At 73.0% G+C, this 17,435-nt stretch carries 19 protein-coding genes; 6 read left to right on the forward strand and 13 right to left on the reverse strand.

The window, feature by feature from the left end; all coding sequences use genetic code 11:
- Positions 1-53: 53 nt before the first annotated feature.
- The 3 genes from ABT170_RS24990 to ABT170_RS25000 form a co-directional block, all read right to left on the reverse strand.
- A complete protein-coding gene (locus ABT170_RS24990) occupies positions 54-3,131 on the reverse strand; it encodes an AAA family ATPase (RefSeq protein ID WP_351870911.1) in 3,078 nt (1,025 codons plus the stop codon).
- Positions 3,128-4,309 (reverse strand): exonuclease SbcCD subunit D, encoded by a 1,182-nt coding sequence (locus ABT170_RS24995; protein WP_351870913.1) that lies wholly within the window; start codon positions 4,307-4,309, stop codon positions 3,128-3,130. The genes ABT170_RS24990 and ABT170_RS24995 overlap by 4 nt, the downstream gene beginning before the upstream one ends.
- A gap of 180 nt (positions 4,310-4,489) precedes the next feature.
- Entirely contained in the window at positions 4,490-5,116 is a 627-nt protein-coding gene (locus tag ABT170_RS25000) for a YigZ family protein (RefSeq protein ID WP_329943052.1), read from the reverse strand.
- Positions 5,117-5,190: 74 nt separating this feature from the next.
- Here ABT170_RS25000 and ABT170_RS25005 point away from each other — a divergent pair, with 74 nt between their 5' ends.
- The gene (locus tag ABT170_RS25005) at positions 5,191-5,607 is read left to right on the forward strand and encodes a CoA-binding protein (RefSeq protein ID WP_329943051.1); all 417 of its coding nucleotides are present in this window, start codon (positions 5,191-5,193) and stop codon (positions 5,605-5,607) included.
- Between the two features lie 43 nt (positions 5,608-5,650).
- Positions 5,651-6,466, forward strand: a complete 816-nt coding sequence (locus tag ABT170_RS25010) for an AAC(3) family N-acetyltransferase (protein ID WP_351870916.1) — start codon at positions 5,651-5,653, stop codon at positions 6,464-6,466.
- Positions 6,467-6,509: 43 nt separating this feature from the next.
- On the opposite strand, the gene ABT170_RS25015 is transcribed toward ABT170_RS25010, so the two are convergent.
- Positions 6,510-7,064: a YbaK/EbsC family protein gene (locus ABT170_RS25015; protein WP_329943049.1), complete on the reverse strand. Its 555-nt coding sequence runs from the start codon at positions 7,062-7,064 to the stop codon at positions 6,510-6,512.
- 265 nt (positions 7,065-7,329) lie between these two features.
- Complete coding sequence (locus ABT170_RS25020) at positions 7,330-8,079, reverse strand: acyltransferase (protein ID WP_351870919.1); 750 nt, start codon at positions 8,077-8,079, stop codon at positions 7,330-7,332.
- Positions 8,080-8,220: 141 nt separating this feature from the next.
- Here ABT170_RS25020 and ABT170_RS25025 point away from each other — a divergent pair, with 141 nt between their 5' ends.
- A complete protein-coding gene (locus ABT170_RS25025) occupies positions 8,221-8,751 on the forward strand; it encodes a gamma carbonic anhydrase family protein (RefSeq protein ID WP_329943183.1) in 531 nt (176 codons plus the stop codon).
- Between the two features lie 111 nt (positions 8,752-8,862).
- Here ABT170_RS25025 and ABT170_RS25030 read toward each other — a convergent pair whose 3' ends face one another.
- Both ABT170_RS25030 and ABT170_RS25035 read right to left on the reverse strand, forming a co-directional pair.
- Complete coding sequence (locus ABT170_RS25030; protein ID WP_329943047.1) at positions 8,863-9,522, reverse strand: DedA family protein; 660 nt, start codon at positions 9,520-9,522, stop codon at positions 8,863-8,865.
- Positions 9,523-9,667: 145 nt separating this feature from the next.
- On the reverse strand, positions 9,668-10,105 hold the full coding sequence (locus tag ABT170_RS25035; protein WP_329943182.1) for a DUF4442 domain-containing protein: 438 nt from the start codon (positions 10,103-10,105) through the stop codon (positions 9,668-9,670).
- 109 nt (positions 10,106-10,214) lie between these two features.
- On the opposite strand from ABT170_RS25035, the gene ABT170_RS25040 reads away from it, so the two are divergent.
- Positions 10,215-11,270, forward strand: a complete 1,056-nt coding sequence (locus ABT170_RS25040) for a DUF8017 domain-containing protein (RefSeq protein ID WP_329943046.1) — start codon at positions 10,215-10,217, stop codon at positions 11,268-11,270.
- Positions 11,271-11,406: 136 nt separating this feature from the next.
- Here ABT170_RS25040 and ABT170_RS25045 read toward each other — a convergent pair whose 3' ends face one another.
- The 3 genes from ABT170_RS25045 to ABT170_RS25055 all read right to left on the reverse strand — a co-directional run bounded on the left by ABT170_RS25045 (position 11,407) and on the right by ABT170_RS25055 (position 13,781).
- On the reverse strand, positions 11,407-12,252 hold the full coding sequence (locus ABT170_RS25045; protein ID WP_351870923.1) for a spermidine synthase: 846 nt from the start codon (positions 12,250-12,252) through the stop codon (positions 11,407-11,409).
- A gap of 112 nt (positions 12,253-12,364) precedes the next feature.
- Positions 12,365-13,540: an elongation factor Tu gene (gene tuf / locus ABT170_RS25050; protein ID WP_351870926.1), complete on the reverse strand. Its 1,176-nt coding sequence runs from the start codon at positions 13,538-13,540 to the stop codon at positions 12,365-12,367.
- Between the two features lie 94 nt (positions 13,541-13,634).
- Positions 13,635-13,781, reverse strand: coding sequence for a hypothetical protein (locus ABT170_RS25055; RefSeq protein ID WP_329943043.1), 147 nt, complete (start codon positions 13,779-13,781; stop codon positions 13,635-13,637).
- A 148-nt stretch (positions 13,782-13,929) separates the two neighbouring features.
- Between ABT170_RS25055 and ABT170_RS25060 the strand changes: the two genes are divergently transcribed.
- Positions 13,930-14,640, forward strand: coding sequence for a TVP38/TMEM64 family protein (locus ABT170_RS25060; protein ID WP_329943042.1), 711 nt, complete (start codon positions 13,930-13,932; stop codon positions 14,638-14,640).
- Between the two features lie 256 nt (positions 14,641-14,896).
- Positions 14,897-15,769, forward strand: a complete 873-nt coding sequence (locus ABT170_RS25065) for an undecaprenyl-diphosphate phosphatase (RefSeq protein WP_266929024.1) — start codon at positions 14,897-14,899, stop codon at positions 15,767-15,769.
- Positions 15,770-15,840: 71 nt separating this feature from the next.
- Here the strand turns inward: ABT170_RS25065 and ABT170_RS25070 are convergent, their stop codons facing one another.
- The 3 genes from ABT170_RS25070 to ABT170_RS25080 all read right to left on the reverse strand — a co-directional run.
- Positions 15,841-16,134: a hypothetical protein gene (locus tag ABT170_RS25070; protein ID WP_329943041.1), complete on the reverse strand. Its 294-nt coding sequence runs from the start codon at positions 16,132-16,134 to the stop codon at positions 15,841-15,843.
- Positions 16,131-16,631: a hypothetical protein gene (locus tag ABT170_RS25075; RefSeq protein WP_329943040.1), complete on the reverse strand. Its 501-nt coding sequence runs from the start codon at positions 16,629-16,631 to the stop codon at positions 16,131-16,133. The genes ABT170_RS25070 and ABT170_RS25075 overlap by 4 nt, the downstream gene beginning before the upstream one ends.
- 155 nt (positions 16,632-16,786) lie before the next feature.
- Positions 16,787-17,435 (reverse strand): M48 family metalloprotease (locus ABT170_RS25080; protein WP_351870931.1); only part of this gene is annotated, 649 nt, incomplete at its 5' end.

Genomic DNA, 17,435 nt, shown 5'->3' on the forward strand with positions numbered 1-17,435 from the left:
CGGCGCCGTCCGCTCCTGGCCGCTGCCCCGGCGGGCGATCAGCCCCTGGGCCCTCAGGTCACCCGGTGGCGCACCGCTGATCCGTTCCGCTCCTTCACCACTTCGAGCTGGGCGGGGATCCGGCGGCGCAGATCGGCGACATGGCTGACGATGCCGACGCTGCGGTCCCGCTCGCGCAGCGAGTCCAGCACGTCGAGCACCTCGTCCAGGGTCTGGTCGTCCAGGCTGCCGAAGCCCTCGTCGATGAAGAGCGTGTCCAGCCCGGCGCCTCCCGCCTCGTCTGTGACGACATCGGCGAGGCCGAGTGCCAGGGCGAGCGAGGCGAAGAACGTCTCGCCCCCGGACAGCGTGGCCGTATCTCGCTCGCGGCCCGTCCAGGCGTCGACGACATGCAGGCCGAGTCCCGACCGGCGGCCTCCGGCGCGGGCATCGGAGTGGACCAGGGTGTAACGGCCCGAGGACATCCGCCGAAGCCGGGCGGTGGCGGCCGCGGCCACCTGTTCGAGGCGGGCGGCGAGTACGTACGCCTCCAGGCGCATCTTGCGCTCGTTGTCGGCGGCGGTGCCCGCGGTCAGCCCGGCGAGCCGCGCGACCCGCTCGTACTCCTGGCGCACCGGGCCCAGCCCCCGGACCTCCTCGGCCGCCCGCCGCGAGAGACGGCCGAGTTCGGCGCAGCGCTCCTCCGCGGCGGCGAGCGCGGTCGCGGTGTCGCGCAGCAGACGCTCGGACCGGTCGTACGCGGCCTGCGCGAGGTCCGGCGCCGCCCGCGGGCGCTCGGCGGCGGCGCGCGCGTCGTGTTCGGCGCGCCGGTCGGCCACCGCCGCCGCCTCGGCCTGCCAGGCGTCGATCCGTTGCTGGAGGTCGCGCTGGCCGGCGGCGTCGAGCAGGGTCTCCGCGGCCTCCTGCGGGGTGCCGAAACCCGCGCGGAAGGCGGCGTCGGAGAGCCGGTCGTCGGCCTCCTTGCGCCGTTGGGCCGCGTCCTGTTCGGTGCGTACGGCCTCCGCTGCCTCGGCGAGCAGCGCGACCCGGCGGGCGAGCAGGTCGGCATGCGCGGCGACGGAGTCCGACTCCCCCCGGGCCATGACGAGTCCCGCTTCCAGCGCGGACTGCTCACGGTCCAGCGCCTCCCGCTGGGAGGTCCGGGCGGCGGCCCTCCGCTCGGCCTGCTGTTGCTCGTCGAGGCGGCCCAGGTGCTCCCGCTCGGCCGCGGCGAGGGCCTCGCGCGCGGCGTGCGTCCCGGCCGCGAGGCGGTGCGCCTCGGCATGCTCGCGCGCCAACCGTTCCACGAGCGCTTCCAGTTCGGCGGCTGCGGGGTCCACGGCCGAGGCACGAGCGGCATCGCCCGCCCCCGGCCCGGTACCCGCCGCGGTGGCCCCGGCTCCGGCGGCATCAGGCCCTTCCGCCGCTTCCGCACGCGCCGCGGTGTGCCGTTCGCGTACGACTCCGAGCGCGTGCTCCGCACGGGCTCGCGTCTCCTCCGCTTTCCGGTGGGCGGCGAGGGCCGCCTCCTCCGTCGCCCGGTCGACATGGCCGTCGCCCGCGCTGGCCGGTGCCGGGTGCTCGGCCGAGCCGCACACCGTGCAGGCCGCACCGTCGACGAGTTCGGCCGCCAGCTCCGCCGCGATGTCCCGCAGTCGCCTCTCGCGCAGGCCCAGCCAGGTCTCATGGGCGGCGAGGGCGCGTTCGCGGGCCTCGTCCAGCCGGTGACGGGCGGACGCCGCCTCGACGGCCAGCGCGTCGCGGCGACGTGCGGCGTCCAGTCTCCTGCGGGCCGGGGCCAGACGCCCCGCCACCTGTTCGGCGCGGGTCGCGGACTCCTGCGCCGTTTCGATCCGCTCCCGCAGGGTCCGGTGGGCGGTGTCCCAGCCGGCCAGCCAGCCGGCCGCCTCCTGGATCAGGTCGTCGTCGGCCAGGGACTGCCGCTCCAGCCGGCTCCGTTCGGCGTCGATCTCCGCGCTGCGGCGTTCGGCGCGGCGGGCGGCATCGAGTCCGCCGAGCTCCTGGCGCAACCGGCGCTCCAGTTCGGCGAGCTGTTCCGCGCCCGCGTCGCGCAGACTTCCGGGCAGCAGGGCACGGGAACGCTCACGGGCCTCGTTCGCCGTGCGGTAGGCCCGTTCGGCCTCGTCGCGGAGGTCCAGGGCCGGTGCGACCCGGTCCGCCTTGCGTGCCCGCTCCAGACGCTCGTGCCGGCGGTCCCGCCGGGGGCGCCGCTCCTCCAGCGCCGCGGCGCGCCGCAGGGTCTCCTCGTACCTCTGCTGCAGTCGCGCCAGCTCGCGTTCCGTGTCCAGTGCGCGGCGGGCGGCGTCCCGTTCCCCCTCCACCGCGGACAGGACGGAACGGGCGATGTCGAGCCGTTCGCGCGCCGTGCTGCGGGCGATGGCGGCCCACTCCAGTACCTCTTCGGCCAGTCCCGGCTCTCCCGGCTGCGCTCCGGGCGGTGCGGCCTCGTCGGCCGCGGGGCCGGCGGCCTGGGCGAGGCGCTGGGCGACGGCGAGGATCTTCTCGTCCCCCGCCTTCACCCTGGCCTCGGCGCCGCGTCGCAATTCGGCGAGCCGCTCTTCCACCGCGGCGAAGCGCCGGGTGTCGAAGAGCCGCCCGAGGAGTCTGCCGCGAGCCTCCGCGTCGGCGCGCAGGAAGCGGGCGAAGTCGCCCTGGGGCAGCAGCACGACCTGGCAGAACTGGTCCCGGCTCATGCCGATGAGCTGGGTGATCTCCTCGCCGATCTCCTGGTGGGAGCGGCTGAGGGCCCGCCAGCCGTGCTCGGCGTCGTACTCGCGCAGCCAGCTCTGCGCCTTCTCCGTCGTGAAGCCGTCGCCCTTCTTCTTGGGGCGGGGCTGGGCGGGCCTGCGGGTGATTTCGAGGCGGCGGCCCCCGACGGTCATCTCCAGCAGGACCTCGGTCGGCAGCCCGGCGGGCGCGTGGTCGCTGCGCAGGGAGGTGCCGGGGCTCTGGCGGGCGCCGGGAACCGCGCCGTACAGGGCGTAGCAGACGGCGTCCAGCACCGAGGTCTTCCCGGCGCCCGTGGGTCCGTGCAGCAGGAAGAGTCCGGCCGAGCTGAGCGCGTCGAAGTCGACTTCCTGGGTGGCGCCGAAGGGGCCGAAGGCGGTGAGGGTGAGGCGGTGCAGTCTCAACGCGACACCTCGTGCACGCCGTCGTCCACCCGTACGTCGTCGAAGGCCTCGCGCAGCACGGTGCGCTCCCGCTCGTCGGGCCCGGTGCCGCCCCGGACATGGGCCACGAAGTCCTCCGCGATCTGGTGGTCGTCACGCCCCCTGAGCCGCTGGGCGTAGGAGGCGTGGGGGTCCTCGGGTGCGCGGTCCGGGTCGAGGACCAGGCCGAGGATGTGCGGGAAGCGCCGGGCGAGGCGGACCATCGGCTCGGCGGGGCGCGCCGGGTCGGTGAGGGTGGCCTCGACCCAGGAGTTCTCGTGCCGCTCCAGGGCCGGGTCCTCGATCAGGGTGTCGAGACGGCCGCGGATCCGGGCGAGGGGCCGCGGGACCGGGCAGTCGACGCGTTCGGCGGTGAGGCCGCCCGAGCCGTCGAGGTCGATCAGCCACATGGTCTTGCGGTGGTCGGCCTCGGAGAAGGAGTACGCGAGGGGAGAACCGGAGTAGCGGATGCGCTCGGTGACCGTCTGGCTGCCGTGCAGGTGGCCCAGGGCCACGTAGTCGATGCCGTCGAAGACTCCGGCCGGGACGGCGGCGACCCCGCCGACGGTGATGTCGCGCTCGCTGTCGCTGGGGCGCCCGCCCGCGACGAAGGCGTGCGCGAGGACCACGGACCGGGTGGCACCGCTCCCGGTGGCACCGGACCGGGCGGAGAGGTCCGCGCGGACCTGGTCCATGGCGGCGCCGAGGACGGCCTCGTGGCCGGCCCTCGCGGCTCCCAGGGTGTCCTTGACGAGGGCGGGTTCCAGATAGGGCAGGCCGTAGAACGCCACGTCGCCGTGGTGGTCGGACAGCACGACGGGGGTGGCGCAGCCCTCGGGGTCGGTACGCAGATGGATGCCCGCCCGCCCGAAGAGGCCCGCGCCGACGCCGAGCCGACGGGCCGAGTCGTGGTTGCCGGAGATCATGACGGTCGGGACGCCCGCGTCGGCGAGCCGGTGCAGCGCGCTGTCGAAGAGTTCGACGGCGGCCAGCGGGGGCACGGCACGGTCGTAGACATCGCCGGCGACCAGCACCACATCGACGTCCCGCTCCCGCACGGTCGCCACCAGGTGATCGAGGAAGGCGGCCTGCGCGTCGAGCAGCGGGACACGGTGGAAGGACCGTCCCAGGTGCCAGTCCGAGGTGTGCAGAATCCTCAAGACATCACTCCGCCGGCTCCGACCTGCATGTTTCTCGTCCTCCACCCCATGGGCCGGGCCGGCCCCGCACCGGATCCGGGCCGGTCCGGCCCGTGATCACGCTGTCAGCACCGACCACGCTAACGCCGGTGCGCCCCGGAACCCGCATCGATCACGGTTTTCCCCGGGCACGGCGCGGTGTCAGGCATCGCCGTACGCCTCGCCGCCCAGCTCCAGCGTCGCCGATCCGGCGGTCGCGTCGGCCAGCCAGGCCGTGAACGCCGGGACGTCGGAGTCCGGGAGTCCGATCTCGATGGTGACGGCCTCCGCGTACCGCACCTCGCGCACGTTCCGGCCGGTGGCGCGCAGATCGTTCTCCAGCTTGCCCGCCCGCTGGTGGTCGACGGTGACCGTCGCGAGCCGGAACCGCTGCCGGGTGAGGGTGCCGAGTTCGTCGAGGGCTTCGCCGACCACTCCCCCGTACGCCCGGATCAGACCGCCGGCGCCGAGTTTCACACCGCCGTAGTAGCGGGTGACGACCGCGACGACGTAGCGCACCTCGCGGCGCAGCAGCATCTGGAGCATGGGGACACCCGCGGTGCCGCCGGGCTCGCCGTCGTCGCTCGCCTTCTGTACGGAGGCGTCGGCGCCGATCACGTACGCGAAGCAGTTGTGCGTGGCGGTGGGGTGTTCCCTGCGGACACGCGCGACGAACTCCTGCGCCTCCTGTTCGGTGGCGGCGGGGGCGAGCGCGCAGAGGAAGCGCGATCGGTTGATCTCGGTCTCGTGCACGCCCGCGCGGGCGACTGTCCGGTACTGCTCCTGCATCCGGCCACCCTATGCGCCGGTGTACGGGTGCGTCCGGGCGGGAATGGCGCGCGGGGCTCGTCCGTTGTCCGGGCATGTACGCAGACGAAGCGACGATCCGGCGGATTCTTCAGCACGCGGGCGACACCTGGGCGGTGGTGGGCCTGTCCGACAACCGGTCGCGGGCGGCCTACGGCGTCGCCGAGGTGCTCCAGCGCTTCGGCAAGCGGGTCGTGCCCGTGCATCCCCGGGCGCTGCCGGTACACGGTGAACAGGGGTACGCCTCGCTGGCGGAGATCCCGTTCCCGGTGGATGTGGTGGATGTCTTCGTCAACAGCGGGCTGGCGGGCGGGGTCGCGGACGAGGCGGTCGCGGTGGGCGCGAAGGCGGTGTGGTTCCAGCTGGGGGTGCTGGACGAGCAGGCGTACGAGCGCACGCGGGCGGCCGGGCTCGACATGGTCATGGACAGGTGCCCCGCCATCGAGATTCCGAGGCTGGCTCCCGGCTCCTGAGCCGTCCCCGGGGTGGCATGACACCCGCCCCGGGACGGGAAGAATGCCCACCGTGAGCGTTCCTCTCGGCGGTGATCTGGCCGCCGCCCACCTGGCCGCACTCGGCGTACGGCCGGGCGACGTCCTGATCGTGCACGCCTCGCTGCGGGCGGTGGGACCGGTCGACGGGGGCGCGCGGGCCATGGTGGACGCCCTGCGCCGCGTCCTGGGGCCGGGGGGGACACTGGTGGTTCCCGCCTTCACCCCGGAGAATTCCGACACCTCCCCGCACTACCGCGAGCGCGTGGACGGACTGAGCGCCGAGGCCCGGGAGGCGGTGCGCGCGTCGATGCCGCCCTTCGACCGGGACACCTCGGCGGCACCGTCCATGGGCCGCCTCGCCGAGACCGTACGGACCACGCCGGGGGCCGGGCGCAGTGGGCATCCGCAGACCTCGTTCGCGGCGATCGGCCCGGCGGCGGGCGAGCTGCTCGCGGGGCACCGCGCCGACTGCCATCTCGGGGAGGACTCGCCGCTGGCCCGGCTGTACGAGGCCGATGCCCGCATCCTGATGCTGGGCACCGGCTTCGACACCTGCACCGCCTTCCACCTGGGCGAGTACCGGCGCCCCGATCCGCCCCGCCGCCGCTACCGCTGTGTGGTGACCCGCGGGGGCCTGCGGCAGTGGTGGGAGTACGAGGACGTCGACCTGGACGACAGCGACTTCGGGGGCCTGGGGGCGGCCTTCGCCGGTGCGGCCGGCGAGGGGACCGTGCGCACGGGCCGGGTGGGATCGGCGCCCTGCCGCCTCGTGCGCCTCACCCCGGCCGTGGACTTCGCCACCGGCTGGCTCGCCGCCCACCGGCAGGTCCGGGGCTGAGGCTCCGGTGTCTTCGCCCGGGGCACCGGAGCGGACCCGCGGCTCAGACTCCGAGGCCCTCCACCAGGACGGCACCGGGCAGGGCCGCGAGGGTCCTGCCGGGGACGATCAGCTTGCCGCGCCGTGTGCCGCTGCCGATCAGTACCCATTCCTCGTCGGCGACCGCGGGGTCGAGCAGCAGCGGCCAGGAGGCGGGCAGCCCGATCGGTGTGATGCCGCCGTACTCCATCCCGCTCCCGCCGACCGCCACGTCCATCGGGGCGAACGACGCCTTGCGCGCGCCGAGATGGCGGCGTACCGCGCCGTTCACATCGACCCGGGTCCGGGAGAGCACCACGCACGCGGCGAGGGTGACCTCGCCGCCGCGCTTGCCCGCGACGACGACGCAGTTGGCGGAGACATCGAGCAGTTCCGCGCCGTGGTGCTCCGCGAAGACGGCGGTGTCGGCGATCGCCGGGTCCGTGTCGACATGGATGATCCGCTCGGCTCCGGCCTCCCCCCACCCCTTGGTCAGTGCCTCGGCGACGGGTCCGGCCAGCAGATCGAGCCGTTCCGAAGCGGGGGAGGCATCCTCGAAGGTGCCGATGGGGGCGCGCATGGCCTCACGCTAACAGCGCCCGGTGCCTGTCCCCCGGGCCGTCCCGGAGTACGGACGGCTCGGTGTACGGACCGCTCGGCGTGTGGACTGCTCGGCGTGCGGGCGGGACGGGGGACGGCCCCTGGTCGGCCCGGCACTGCCGCCGCCCGGCTTCAGCCGCCGGGCCCACGGTCCGAGCGGCCCCGGCCTCCGTGGCGGCGAACGAGCAGGGCCGTCGGACCGCCCGTGTCCGTGGACCGCCCGCGTACACCGGGTTCCCGCCCCGCTACCCGGTGCCCGGCGACTCCTCCAGCCGGGCCAGCGCCAGCAACTGCTCGGAGGTGACGCCCGCCGGGATCGGCACGGGAGCCGGTGTACGCAGGGGCGGCTGCCAGCCCCGGTCCGGATCCCAGCTGCGTACGACACGCGCCGGCGCCCCCGCCACCACCGCGTGGTCGGGGACCTCGCCCCGGACGACCGCGCCCGCCGCCACCACCACATTGCGGCCGAGCCTGGCGCCGGGCAGGACCACCGCGCCCGTGCCTATCCAGCAGCCGGGGCCGATCTCGACCGGCTCCATCCGCGGCCACTGCTTGCCGACGGGCTCGTGCGGGTCGTCGTAGCTGTGGTTGGTCGAGGTGATGTAGACATACGGACCGCAGTACGTGTCCGGGCCGATCGTCACCGTCGTATCGGCGATGACATGGCTCCCGCGGCCGAGCACCACTCCGTCGCCGAGGGTCAGTATCGGGTCGGGTCCCAGATCCAGGCCCGGCATCATCCCGGCCGTGAGTGTCACCTGCTCACCGATGACGCAGTGCTCGCCGAGCACGATCCACGGCTCACCGAACACCGTGCCCTGCGGGAACGCGAGCCTGGTCCCCGTGCCGATCCGCCCGAACCGCAGCCTCCCGGGGTGCTGGGCGGTGACCGCGCCGGACTCCCGCACCCAGGCCCAGCCGCGGTGGACGGCGCGGGAGGCGGCGCGGCGGCGCCAGCGGGCGAAGGACGAGAACACGTTCCGGTTGTTCGGCACGGGCTCACGGTAGTCGGCGGCGCACCGGCCCATCCGTGCGGTGACCTGTGATGTTCACCCCACCCAGAGGGCTGGCGGAGCACCCTCACCTACCGTTTCCATGGCATGAGCGCACCACACCGGAGCACGGAGGAGCAGGCCATGGCAGAACAGGCGTTGATCACGGGCATGGGCGGCAAGGAGCCGGACATCGACGCGGAGGCCTTCGTGGCACCGACCTCCGTGGTGATCGGCGAGGTGGCACTGGCCCCGGGTTCCAGCGTCTGGTACCAGGCCGTGCTGCGCGCCGACTGCGGCCCGATCACGCTCGGACCGGACAGCAACATCCAGGACAACTGCAGCGTGCACACCGACCCCGGCTTCCCGCTCACGGTGGGGGCGCGCGTCTCCGTCGGTCACAACGCGGTGCTGCACGGCTGCACGATCGAGGACGACGTGCTGGTCGGCATGGGTGCGACGGTGCTCAACGGGGCGCACATCGGCGCCGGTTCACTGATCGCCGCGCAGGCGCTGGTCCCGCAGGGAATGCGCGTACCGCCGGGTTCGCTCGTCGCGGGAGTGCCCGCCAAGGTGAAGCGGGCGCTGACCGAGGAGGAGCTCGAAGGCATCAGGTTCAACGCGGCCGGCTATGTGGAGCTGGCCAAGGCGCACCGCGCCGCCCACGAGGGCTGAGGACGGCTTCCCGGCGGCCGGCGCGGACCTTTCCCCGGTTCCGCGCCGCGGGTCCGGTCCACCGTTCCGCGCCGTCGGCCCGTCCCCGGTTCCGCAGTTCCGCGCCGCGGGTCAGTCCGCGGCCGGGACGGCCACCGGTTCGGCCCCCGGGTGCCCGCCGGACTGCGCCGCCGCCTTCTTCGCCCGGTTCCTCAGTACCAGCATCGACGCCAGCCCGAAGAGCACGGCGACCACCAGGCCCAGCCATGAGAAGCGCTTGAGCCACGCCTCGGCGACGACTCCCACCGAGTAGATGACGGCCGTGGTGCCGCCCGCCCAGACGATGCCGCCGAGCACGTTGGCGGTCAGGAACTTCCAGTACGGCATCCGCAGGACTCCGGCCAGCGGCCCGGCGAAGATCCGCAGCAGGGCGACGAAGCGGCCGAAGAACACGGCCCACATGCCCCACTTCTCGAACGAGCGCTCCGCCATGGCGATCTGCGCCTCACCGAAGTGCTTGGGGAACCTCCGTCCGAGCCGGGCGAGCAGCGGCCGGCCGCCCCTGCGGCCGATGGCGTAGCCGATCGAGTCCCCGATGATCGCACCGGCCGACGCACAGGCGCCGAGCACCACCGGGTCGATCTCACCGTGCTGGGAGGCGAGCAGCGCCGAGCTGACGAGGATGATCTCGCCGGGCAGCGGAATGCCCAGGCTCTCCAGTCCGATCACGACCCCCACGAGGAGGTAGACGCTGATCGCGGGAACCGTCTCCAGCCACTCCTGGACGTGCAACGCCGGTGCCTCCCGTACGGGTTGTCGGCCGCGGGTGCCGCGGCGCAGGCGGGAAGCCTACCGGTCCGCGGCAGCGCGAAGGGCCGCCGCGCCTCCCCCGCCGGGAGCACGGCGGCCCTTTCGCCGCCTTCTGCCCGAGTGACCGTCAGCTGTTCGGGCGCAGCGTCCAGACCACGGTCATCTCGCCCGTCACCGCGCCGTCGGCGCGCTGGATCTCGATGCCCACGGGGAACTCGGGCCGCTTGCCCTCGTCCAGTTCGGCGACCACCTCGGCGATGGGGCGGCCGAGCGTCGCGGTGGCGGTGACCTCTCCCATCGCCAGTTTCCGGTAGCCGATCTCCGCCTTCACCGCGAGCGGCACGGCGCGGGTCATCTGGTCGCCGAACGCGGCTATGACGATCGCGCCGCTGGCCGATTCGGCGAGCGTGAACATCGCTCCGGCGTGCGGGCCGCCGACGTGGTTGTGGTATTCCGCCTGGTCCGGCATCCGCACGATGGCGCGTTCGGCGGTCGTCTCCAGGAATTCGAGGTTGAGGGTCCGGGCCATCGGAACCGTCGCGACGAGCATCTCGCCGACGGTCATCTGTTCAGCGCTCATGGCCCGAATGTTACTCACGGGTAGCACCGTTTGGCCATCCCCCCGCAGGGGCGGCCGTGGCAGTGGGGGCGCCGCCCCTCTATGGTTACTGGCCATGTGGCCAGGACAGCAGCCGCCCGGGGGCGAGCAGAACCCGCAGGACCAGAATCAGAACCCGTACCAGCAGCCGGGGTACCAGCAGCCGAATCCCTATCAGCAGCCGGGATATCAGCAGCAGGGCGGGCCGGGTTACCCACAGGGGCAGCCCGGCGGGCAGCCGGGTTACCCGCAGCCCAACCCCTACCAGCAGCCGACCGTGACGGCTCACGCCGTTCCGGGGCCGCCCGGGGGGCCGCGGCCCGACGACAAGAAGAAGACGACCGTCGTCGCCGTCGTCGCGGCGGCAGCGGTCGTCGTGGCGGCCGTGGTCACCGGCGTCGTCGTGATGAACAAGGACGACGACAAGGGCACGACGGTCGCGGACGACAAGAAGTCGTCCTCGCCCAGCGCCGAGGTGTCCGGTTCCCCCTCCGCACCCGTGGAGAACCCGCGGGGCGCCGGTGGGGAGGCCAAGCCTCTGATCCCGGGCTGGAAGGTCGTCACCAACCCCAAGTGGGGGACCCAGTTCGACGTCCCGGGTGACTGGGAGGTCGCGGGCACCGGGGTGTTCGCGGGCTTCGAGAACGCCAAGAAGCCCGAGGGGCCGCCCGCTGTCGGTTTCTCCGCACCCGCCTACTACAAGAGCAAGTGGTGCGTCGACGACTCCGACAAGGACGGCACCAAGGAGGACACCGGTCTGGCCGGTGTAGGGACCAAGGGCGCCCAGGGTGCCAAGAGCACCGACGAGGCCGCCACGAACGAGGCGGGCAACTGGGTGTGGGCCGCCTACGCCCAGACCGAGCCCAAGGGCACCGTCAAGGTCGGCAAGCCCAAGCCGTTCACCACGAAGTCGGGCCTGTCCGGAAGCGTCGTGACGGCCACCGCGTCCGGGGTGTCCAAGAAGGAGAAGTGCGACACCGACGGCAAGTCGATCGCCTTCACCTTCAAGAACGCCAAGAGCGAGTACTCGACCTGGGTGCTGTACGCCAACGCGGCGGTCAAGGACGAACTCCCCGACACCACGATCCAGCAGATCCTCAGCACGGTGCGGCTCGCGGAGACCACGCCCTGAGCCGGTCATAACGCGGCCACCGGGCGGCGGGCAGCACGCGAACGGCGGACGCCGCCGCGATCATCACGGGCCGCTCCCGCGGGGCTCACCGGTCGCGGCGGCGTCCGCCTTTCCCGCACGGACCCGGCACGCGCCCTCAGCCGATGCTGAACGCCCCGTCCGGCGGTACGGGTGAGGCGACCGCGTCCTCGTCCGCGACCGGCTCCGCCGCGCCGATGAGCCGCGCGAGGGCATCGCCGTACTCGACCCTGGCCGGGAAGGCGTCGGCGGCGCAGCGGCGGGTGAGCACCGACGTGTCGATCGGCGTCTGCGAGGCGATGAGCACGACGTTGCCGAACCTCCGGCCGCGCAGCACGGCCGGTTCGGCGATCAGCGCCAGCTCGGCGAAGACCGTGGCGAAGTTGGCGAGCTGCGAACGCAGGAAGCCGAACGGAGCGCCGTCGGCCAGGTTGGCGGCGTAGAGCCCGTCCGCGCGCAGGACCCGTCCGGCGGCCCTCGCGTACTCGACGGAGGTCAGACGGGCGGGGACCCGGGAGCCGCCGAACACATCCGCGACCAGGACATCGGCCGAGCCCGGCGCGGCCCGCTCCAGCCACTCCCGGGCATCGGTGCCGTGGACCGTGATGCCGCTGCCCTCCGGCACCGGAAGGTGCTCCCCGACCAGGTCCAGCAGTGCGCGGTCCGCCTCGGCCACCTGCTGCCGTGAGCCGGGCCGGGTCGCCGCGACGTAGCGGGGCAGGGTGAGGGCGCCGCCGCCCAGGTGCACCACGTCGAGCGGGGTGCCGGGTGCGGCGGCGCAGTCGACGGCGTGGGCGAGCCTTCGGACGTACTCGAATTCGAGGTACGTCGGGTCGTCGAGGTCGACGTAGGACTGGGGCGCGTCGTCGACCGTCAGCAGCCAGGCCCGCTCGCGGTCCACATCGGGCAGCAGGCGGGCGGTGCCGCGGTCGACGTCGCGGATGACGGGTATCGGCTCGTTCACTCCCCCATTGTGCGGCGTGGTCCGCGCTGCTCCGCACCGCGCGGACCCGCCGCGGTCCCCCGTGGACCCGCCTCCCGCGAACCGCGGGGGCGGGTCCAGGAGTCCGGGGCCGTCAGAGCAGTCCGGTGACCGTTCCGGCGCCGACGGTCCGGCCGCCCTCGCGGATCGCGAAGCCGAGGCCGGCCTCCAGCGGGATGTCACGGCCCAGCTCGACGGTCATGGTGACCGTCTCGCCGGGGCGCGCGACCGCCGCCTCGCCGAGGTCCACGTCCCCGACGACGTCCGCCGTACGGATGTAGAACTGCGGCCGGTAGCCGGTGCCGACCGCGGTGGTCCGGCCGCCCTCCCGCGCCGACAGGACGTACACCTGCGCGGTGAACCGGCGGCTCGGGGTCAGGCTGCCCGGCGCCGCCACGACATGGCCGCGTCGGACCCGGTCGCGCTCCACTCCGCGCAGCAGCAACGCCACGTTGTCGCCGGCCTCGGCGGACTCCATCGGCTTGCCGAAGGTCTCCAGGCCGGTGACGACCGTGTCGATGTCCGCGCCGAGCACGGCCACCCGGTCGCCGACGCGTACGGTGCCGCGCTCCACGGCGCCGGTGACGACCGTGCCCCGGCCGGTGATGGTCAGGACGTTCTCCACGGGCAGCAGGAACGGCGCGTCGGTGTACCGCACCGGCATCGGTACGTACGTGTCGACGGCGTCCAGCAGCCCCTCGATCGCGGCGGTCCACCGGGGGTCGCCCTCCAGCGCCTTGAGGCCGGAGACCCGCACCACGGGCACGGTGTCGCCGCCGTAGCCGTGCGCGGAGAGCAGCTCGCGGACCTCCAGCTCGACCAGGTCGGCCAGCTCCGGGTCGCCCGCGTCGGCCTTGTTGAGGGCAACGACGATGTGGTCGACCCCGACCTGACGGGCGAGCAGAACGTGCTCGGCGGTCTGCGGCATGATCCCGTCGAGCGCGGAGACGACGAGGATCGCCCCGTCGAGCTGCGCCGCACCGGTGACCATGTTCTTGATGTAGTCGGCGTGGCCGGGCATGTCGACATGCGCGTAGTGCCGGGTGTCGGTCTCGTACTCGACGTGCGCGATGTTGATGGTGATGCCGCGCTGGGCCTCCTCGGGCGCCCGGTCGATCCGGTCGAACGACACATAGGAGGTACTGCCGCCGCCGCGCTCGCTGAGCACCTTGGTGATGGCGGCGGTGAGCGTCGTCTTGCCGTGGTCGACATGGCCCATGGTGCCGATGTTGAGGTGCGGCTTGGTCCGTACGTACGCCGTCTTGGACATGGCTCGTTCCTTCGGAGAATCGAAGCTGAGTGCAGAAGACCCCAGGTCCCGCCGACCCTCCCCTTGCGGGGTCCGCCGGACTGTCGGGGGAGGGTCAGCTTCGGATGCCGCCGATGGGTGCCGCCGCGCAGGAGAGCGCGGCGGGGACGGCGGCTGCGCCGGTGATCGCGACAGCGCTCACGGCAGCCTTCGGCGCGTCCGCGACCGCGGACGACGCTGCGAGGAAGGCGTACCGGAACATGCCCCGATGATGGCCCGGCGGCGCGGCCTCGTCGAATGGTTTTCGGTGCCCGGAAGCTGTCCCGCGCATCCCGGGGGGACCGCTGCGCGAGATGCCCGCCAGCTGCGCGTTACGGCGATCACACACCCGTTTCGGTTACTCTCCCCGAATGTTCGACCCCGTCCCCGCGGCCCGGCCCACCGGTGGTCTCGCCATGCGTTGTTCGAAGGCGCTGCTCTCGCCCTGGTCCCGGTTCTCCCTGCTCGTGGTGGTGCTGCTGGCCGCCGCGTCGACGATGCTGCTGTTCGAACCGCATCGGCTGCTGGCCTCGGGGTGGCCCCCTCGGCTGACCGGTGGCGGCGCGGCCATGGTGTTCGGCCTCGCGTACGGGGCCTGCACGGTGGCGTTCGTCCCGCGCCCCCTCCTCAACATCGCCGCGGGCGCCCTGTTCGGCACCCAGGCGGGGCTGGCGGCGGCCCTGGCGGGCACGGTGCTCGGCGCGGGGGTCTCGTTCATGCTGGGCCGGGTGCTGGGCCAGGACGCGCTGCGCACACTGCTGCGCGGGCGCTGGCTCAAGGCCGCCGACGGGGTCCTGAGCCGGCACGGCTTCCGGTCGATGCTGGCTCTGCGGCTCTTCCCCGGGGTGCCCTTCGCCGCCGCCAACTACTGCGCCGCGACCTCACGCATGGGGTATCCGCCGTTCCTGCTGGCCACGGGACTCGGCTCGATACCCAATACGGCGGCGTACGTCATCGCGGGCAGTGAGGCGGCCTCTCCGACGTCGCCCGCGTTCCTCGCTGCGATGGGGTTCATCGTGGTGTCCGGCCTCGGCGGGGCACTGGTCGCCTGGCGCAGACGCCACCGGCTGGGCGGCGAATGACCCGGGCGTCGGCGGTGCAGGTCCGAAGACGGGCGGCACGAGTGCCTCGGGGCGGGCGGCACCGGTGCTGTGGGGCGGGCGGCAGGGGCAGGCGGCAGAACGTTCACTCACAGGCGATACGCTGCCCGCGACCCACAAAGGATCCCGGGGCCGATGCCCTGACGCGTCCCTTTCCCTTTGACCGCAATCCGCACGCCGCCGGCGGCCCTGTGCCCGCCGGCCGATGCACGATCACCTCCGGGATGGCCAAAGCCCCATGAGCTGGTTCGAATCATTCGTCCTGGGCCTCGTTCAGGGACTGACCGAGTTCCTGCCGATCTCCTCCAGCGCCCATCTGCGGCTGACCGCGGCGTTCGCCGGCTGGCACGACCCGGGGGCGGCGTTCACCGCCATCACCCAGATCGGCACGGAAGCGGCGGTACTCATCTACTTCCGCAAGGACATCGCCCGGATCCTGTCCGCCTGGTTCCGCTCGCTCACCAACGCCTCGCTGCGCAGCGACCACGACGCGCAGATGGGCTGGCTGGTCATCGTCGGCTCGATCCCGATCGGTGTGCTCGGCGTGACGTTCAAGGACCAGATCGAGGGCCCGTTCCGGGATCTGCGGCTGATCGCGACGACCCTCATCGTGATGGGCATCGTCCTCGGTGTCGCGGACCGGCTCGCCGCCCGCGACGAGGCGGGCGGCAAGCACCGCGCGGTGAAGGAGCGCAAGTCCCTCAAGGAGCTGGGGGTCAGGGACGGCCTGATCTTCGGTTTCTGCCAGGCCCTGGCGCTGATCCCCGGCGTCTCCCGCTCCGGCGCCACGATCAGCGGTGGTCTGCTGATGGGCTACACCCGTGAGGCGGCGGCGCGGTACTCGTTCCTGCTGGCGATCCCCGCCGTACTGGCCTCGGGCGTCTTCGAACTGAAGGACGCGGGCGAGGGCCATGTGTCCTGGGGACCGACGATCTTCGCCACCCTGATCGCCTTCGGTGTCGGGTACGCCGTCATCTCCTGGTTCATGAAGTTCATCACGACCAAGAGCTTCATGCCCTTCGTCATCTACCGCGTACTCCTCGGCATCCTCCTGTTCGCCCTGGTGGCGGCCGGTGTGCTGAGCCCGCACGCGGGCGAGTCGGCGGGCTAGCCCCCGCCGGCGGCCGGTCCCGCCCCGCGCCGCCGGACCAGGCCGGGGCGGGGCGGGGCTCGTCCGGGGGGTCAGTCCGTTTCGGCGACGGTGGCGGCGAACGTGAAGACCAAGCCGGGCTCACGCGCCTGCGGGCCCGCGTCGTAGGATTCGATGTGGCCGCCCGCGGCCAGCAGGCGACCGGCCCTGAGCAGCGCGACGGCGTCGAAGTCCTCGGTGCTCCGCTCGGTCCACACCACCCGCGAGACCGTGAACACGAGTGTGCCGGTCCGGTCGTGGAGCTCGAAGCAGAAGGTCGGGGGGATGAAACTGCGCACCCCGTTGTCGCTGACGCGTACCGGCAGTGTCACCTGCTGGGCGGTCATTCCGCCGTGTCCCATCTGCCGTCCGGGCACTTCTCGGTGGCCAGGCGCGCCTTCCGGTTCACGTCACAGCCGCACAGCCCGCACACGGTCTTCCTGTCCGCCGAGCCCGTCAGGCGGTACAGCGCGTTCCGCGTGGGCAGCGTGAGGTGTTCGCAGCCCCGGCAGGCGTCCAGCCGTCGCAGGTAGTCCACGTCGGGCACCTTCTTGAAACCCGAGGCCGCCCAGCGTGTCACCGCGGCCCCGGCCCGTGCCAGCAGTTCGGTGGTGCCGAAGTCCGGGGTGCCGGCGTGGGAGTCGGTGTCGGGACCGAGCAGGATGTTCAGCAACTCCGGTTCGGTCTTGCAGAGTTCGAGGTGATGGAGGAACAGCGGGTCCTCGGAGATCCGGGCGAGCGTCCGTGGCGTCAGTCTGTCCTTGGGGAAGCCGAGTCTCCTCGCGAGCTCGTCCGTGCCTTCGTGCTGTGCTGTCATGTCGTCTTGGACCTGTGAAGCGGTCATGCTCGCCGTTCTCTCCTGCGCTCAGGGGGATGGGGTGGTCGTGTGCCGGGCGCCAGCGGCCGGGGTACCGCTGGCGCCGGTGCGGTGCGGAGCGCCGGTCGCGCGCCCGCACCGCGTGGAGCGGGCCGGCCGGGCCTGATGGCCGGCCCGGCCGGCTACTTCGCGCAGCCGGGCTTTCCGGTGAGGTCGACCGCCGCGTGATAGGTGGCGATCCGGCACGCTCCCGCGGGGTGGGAACACCCTGCGGAGCCTCCGGGCGCGGTGGGGCTGTCGGGGACGCCGAAGAAGGCGGCCATCTGGGCGATCCCCGGGCCCACGGTGTTGGTGTACGAGTCGCCGAACCACACCCGGCGCATGACGTTCCTCACGCCGTGGTAGTCCGCCTGGCCCTCGCACGACAGGCCGCTGCCACCGGTCGGCGGGCCCCCGTAGTGGTGGGCCAGTTCGTGGGCGATGACCACGCTGATGCCTTCGAGTTCCAGGTCGGCGTCGCGGACGAGGCCCCCCTTGACATCGACGTGACGGACACCGTTCTCCACCCAGGCGTAGGCGTTGACCTCGTCGCTCGCCCAGTCGAGGCTGTAGGTGACGTCCGGATAGAACGCCCGGTGCTGGTCGAAGAGCGCCTCGGTCCACTCACGCGCCATGGGGTCGTTGAAGGCCCGCTTGGGAGACGCCTTCTTGGCCTCCGCGACATCGGGCGGAAGGAAGCTGCATGCGTGTGGGGGGACTTTGACGTGGGTGGCTTCCGCGGGGATGAAGGTGTTGCCGGTTTCCTGGTCGGCGAAGTTGTTGTTGCTGATG

This window comes from Streptomyces sp. NPDC001787 (genome assembly GCF_040297465.1).
GTDB lineage: Bacteria > Actinomycetota > Actinomycetes > Streptomycetales > Streptomycetaceae > Streptomyces.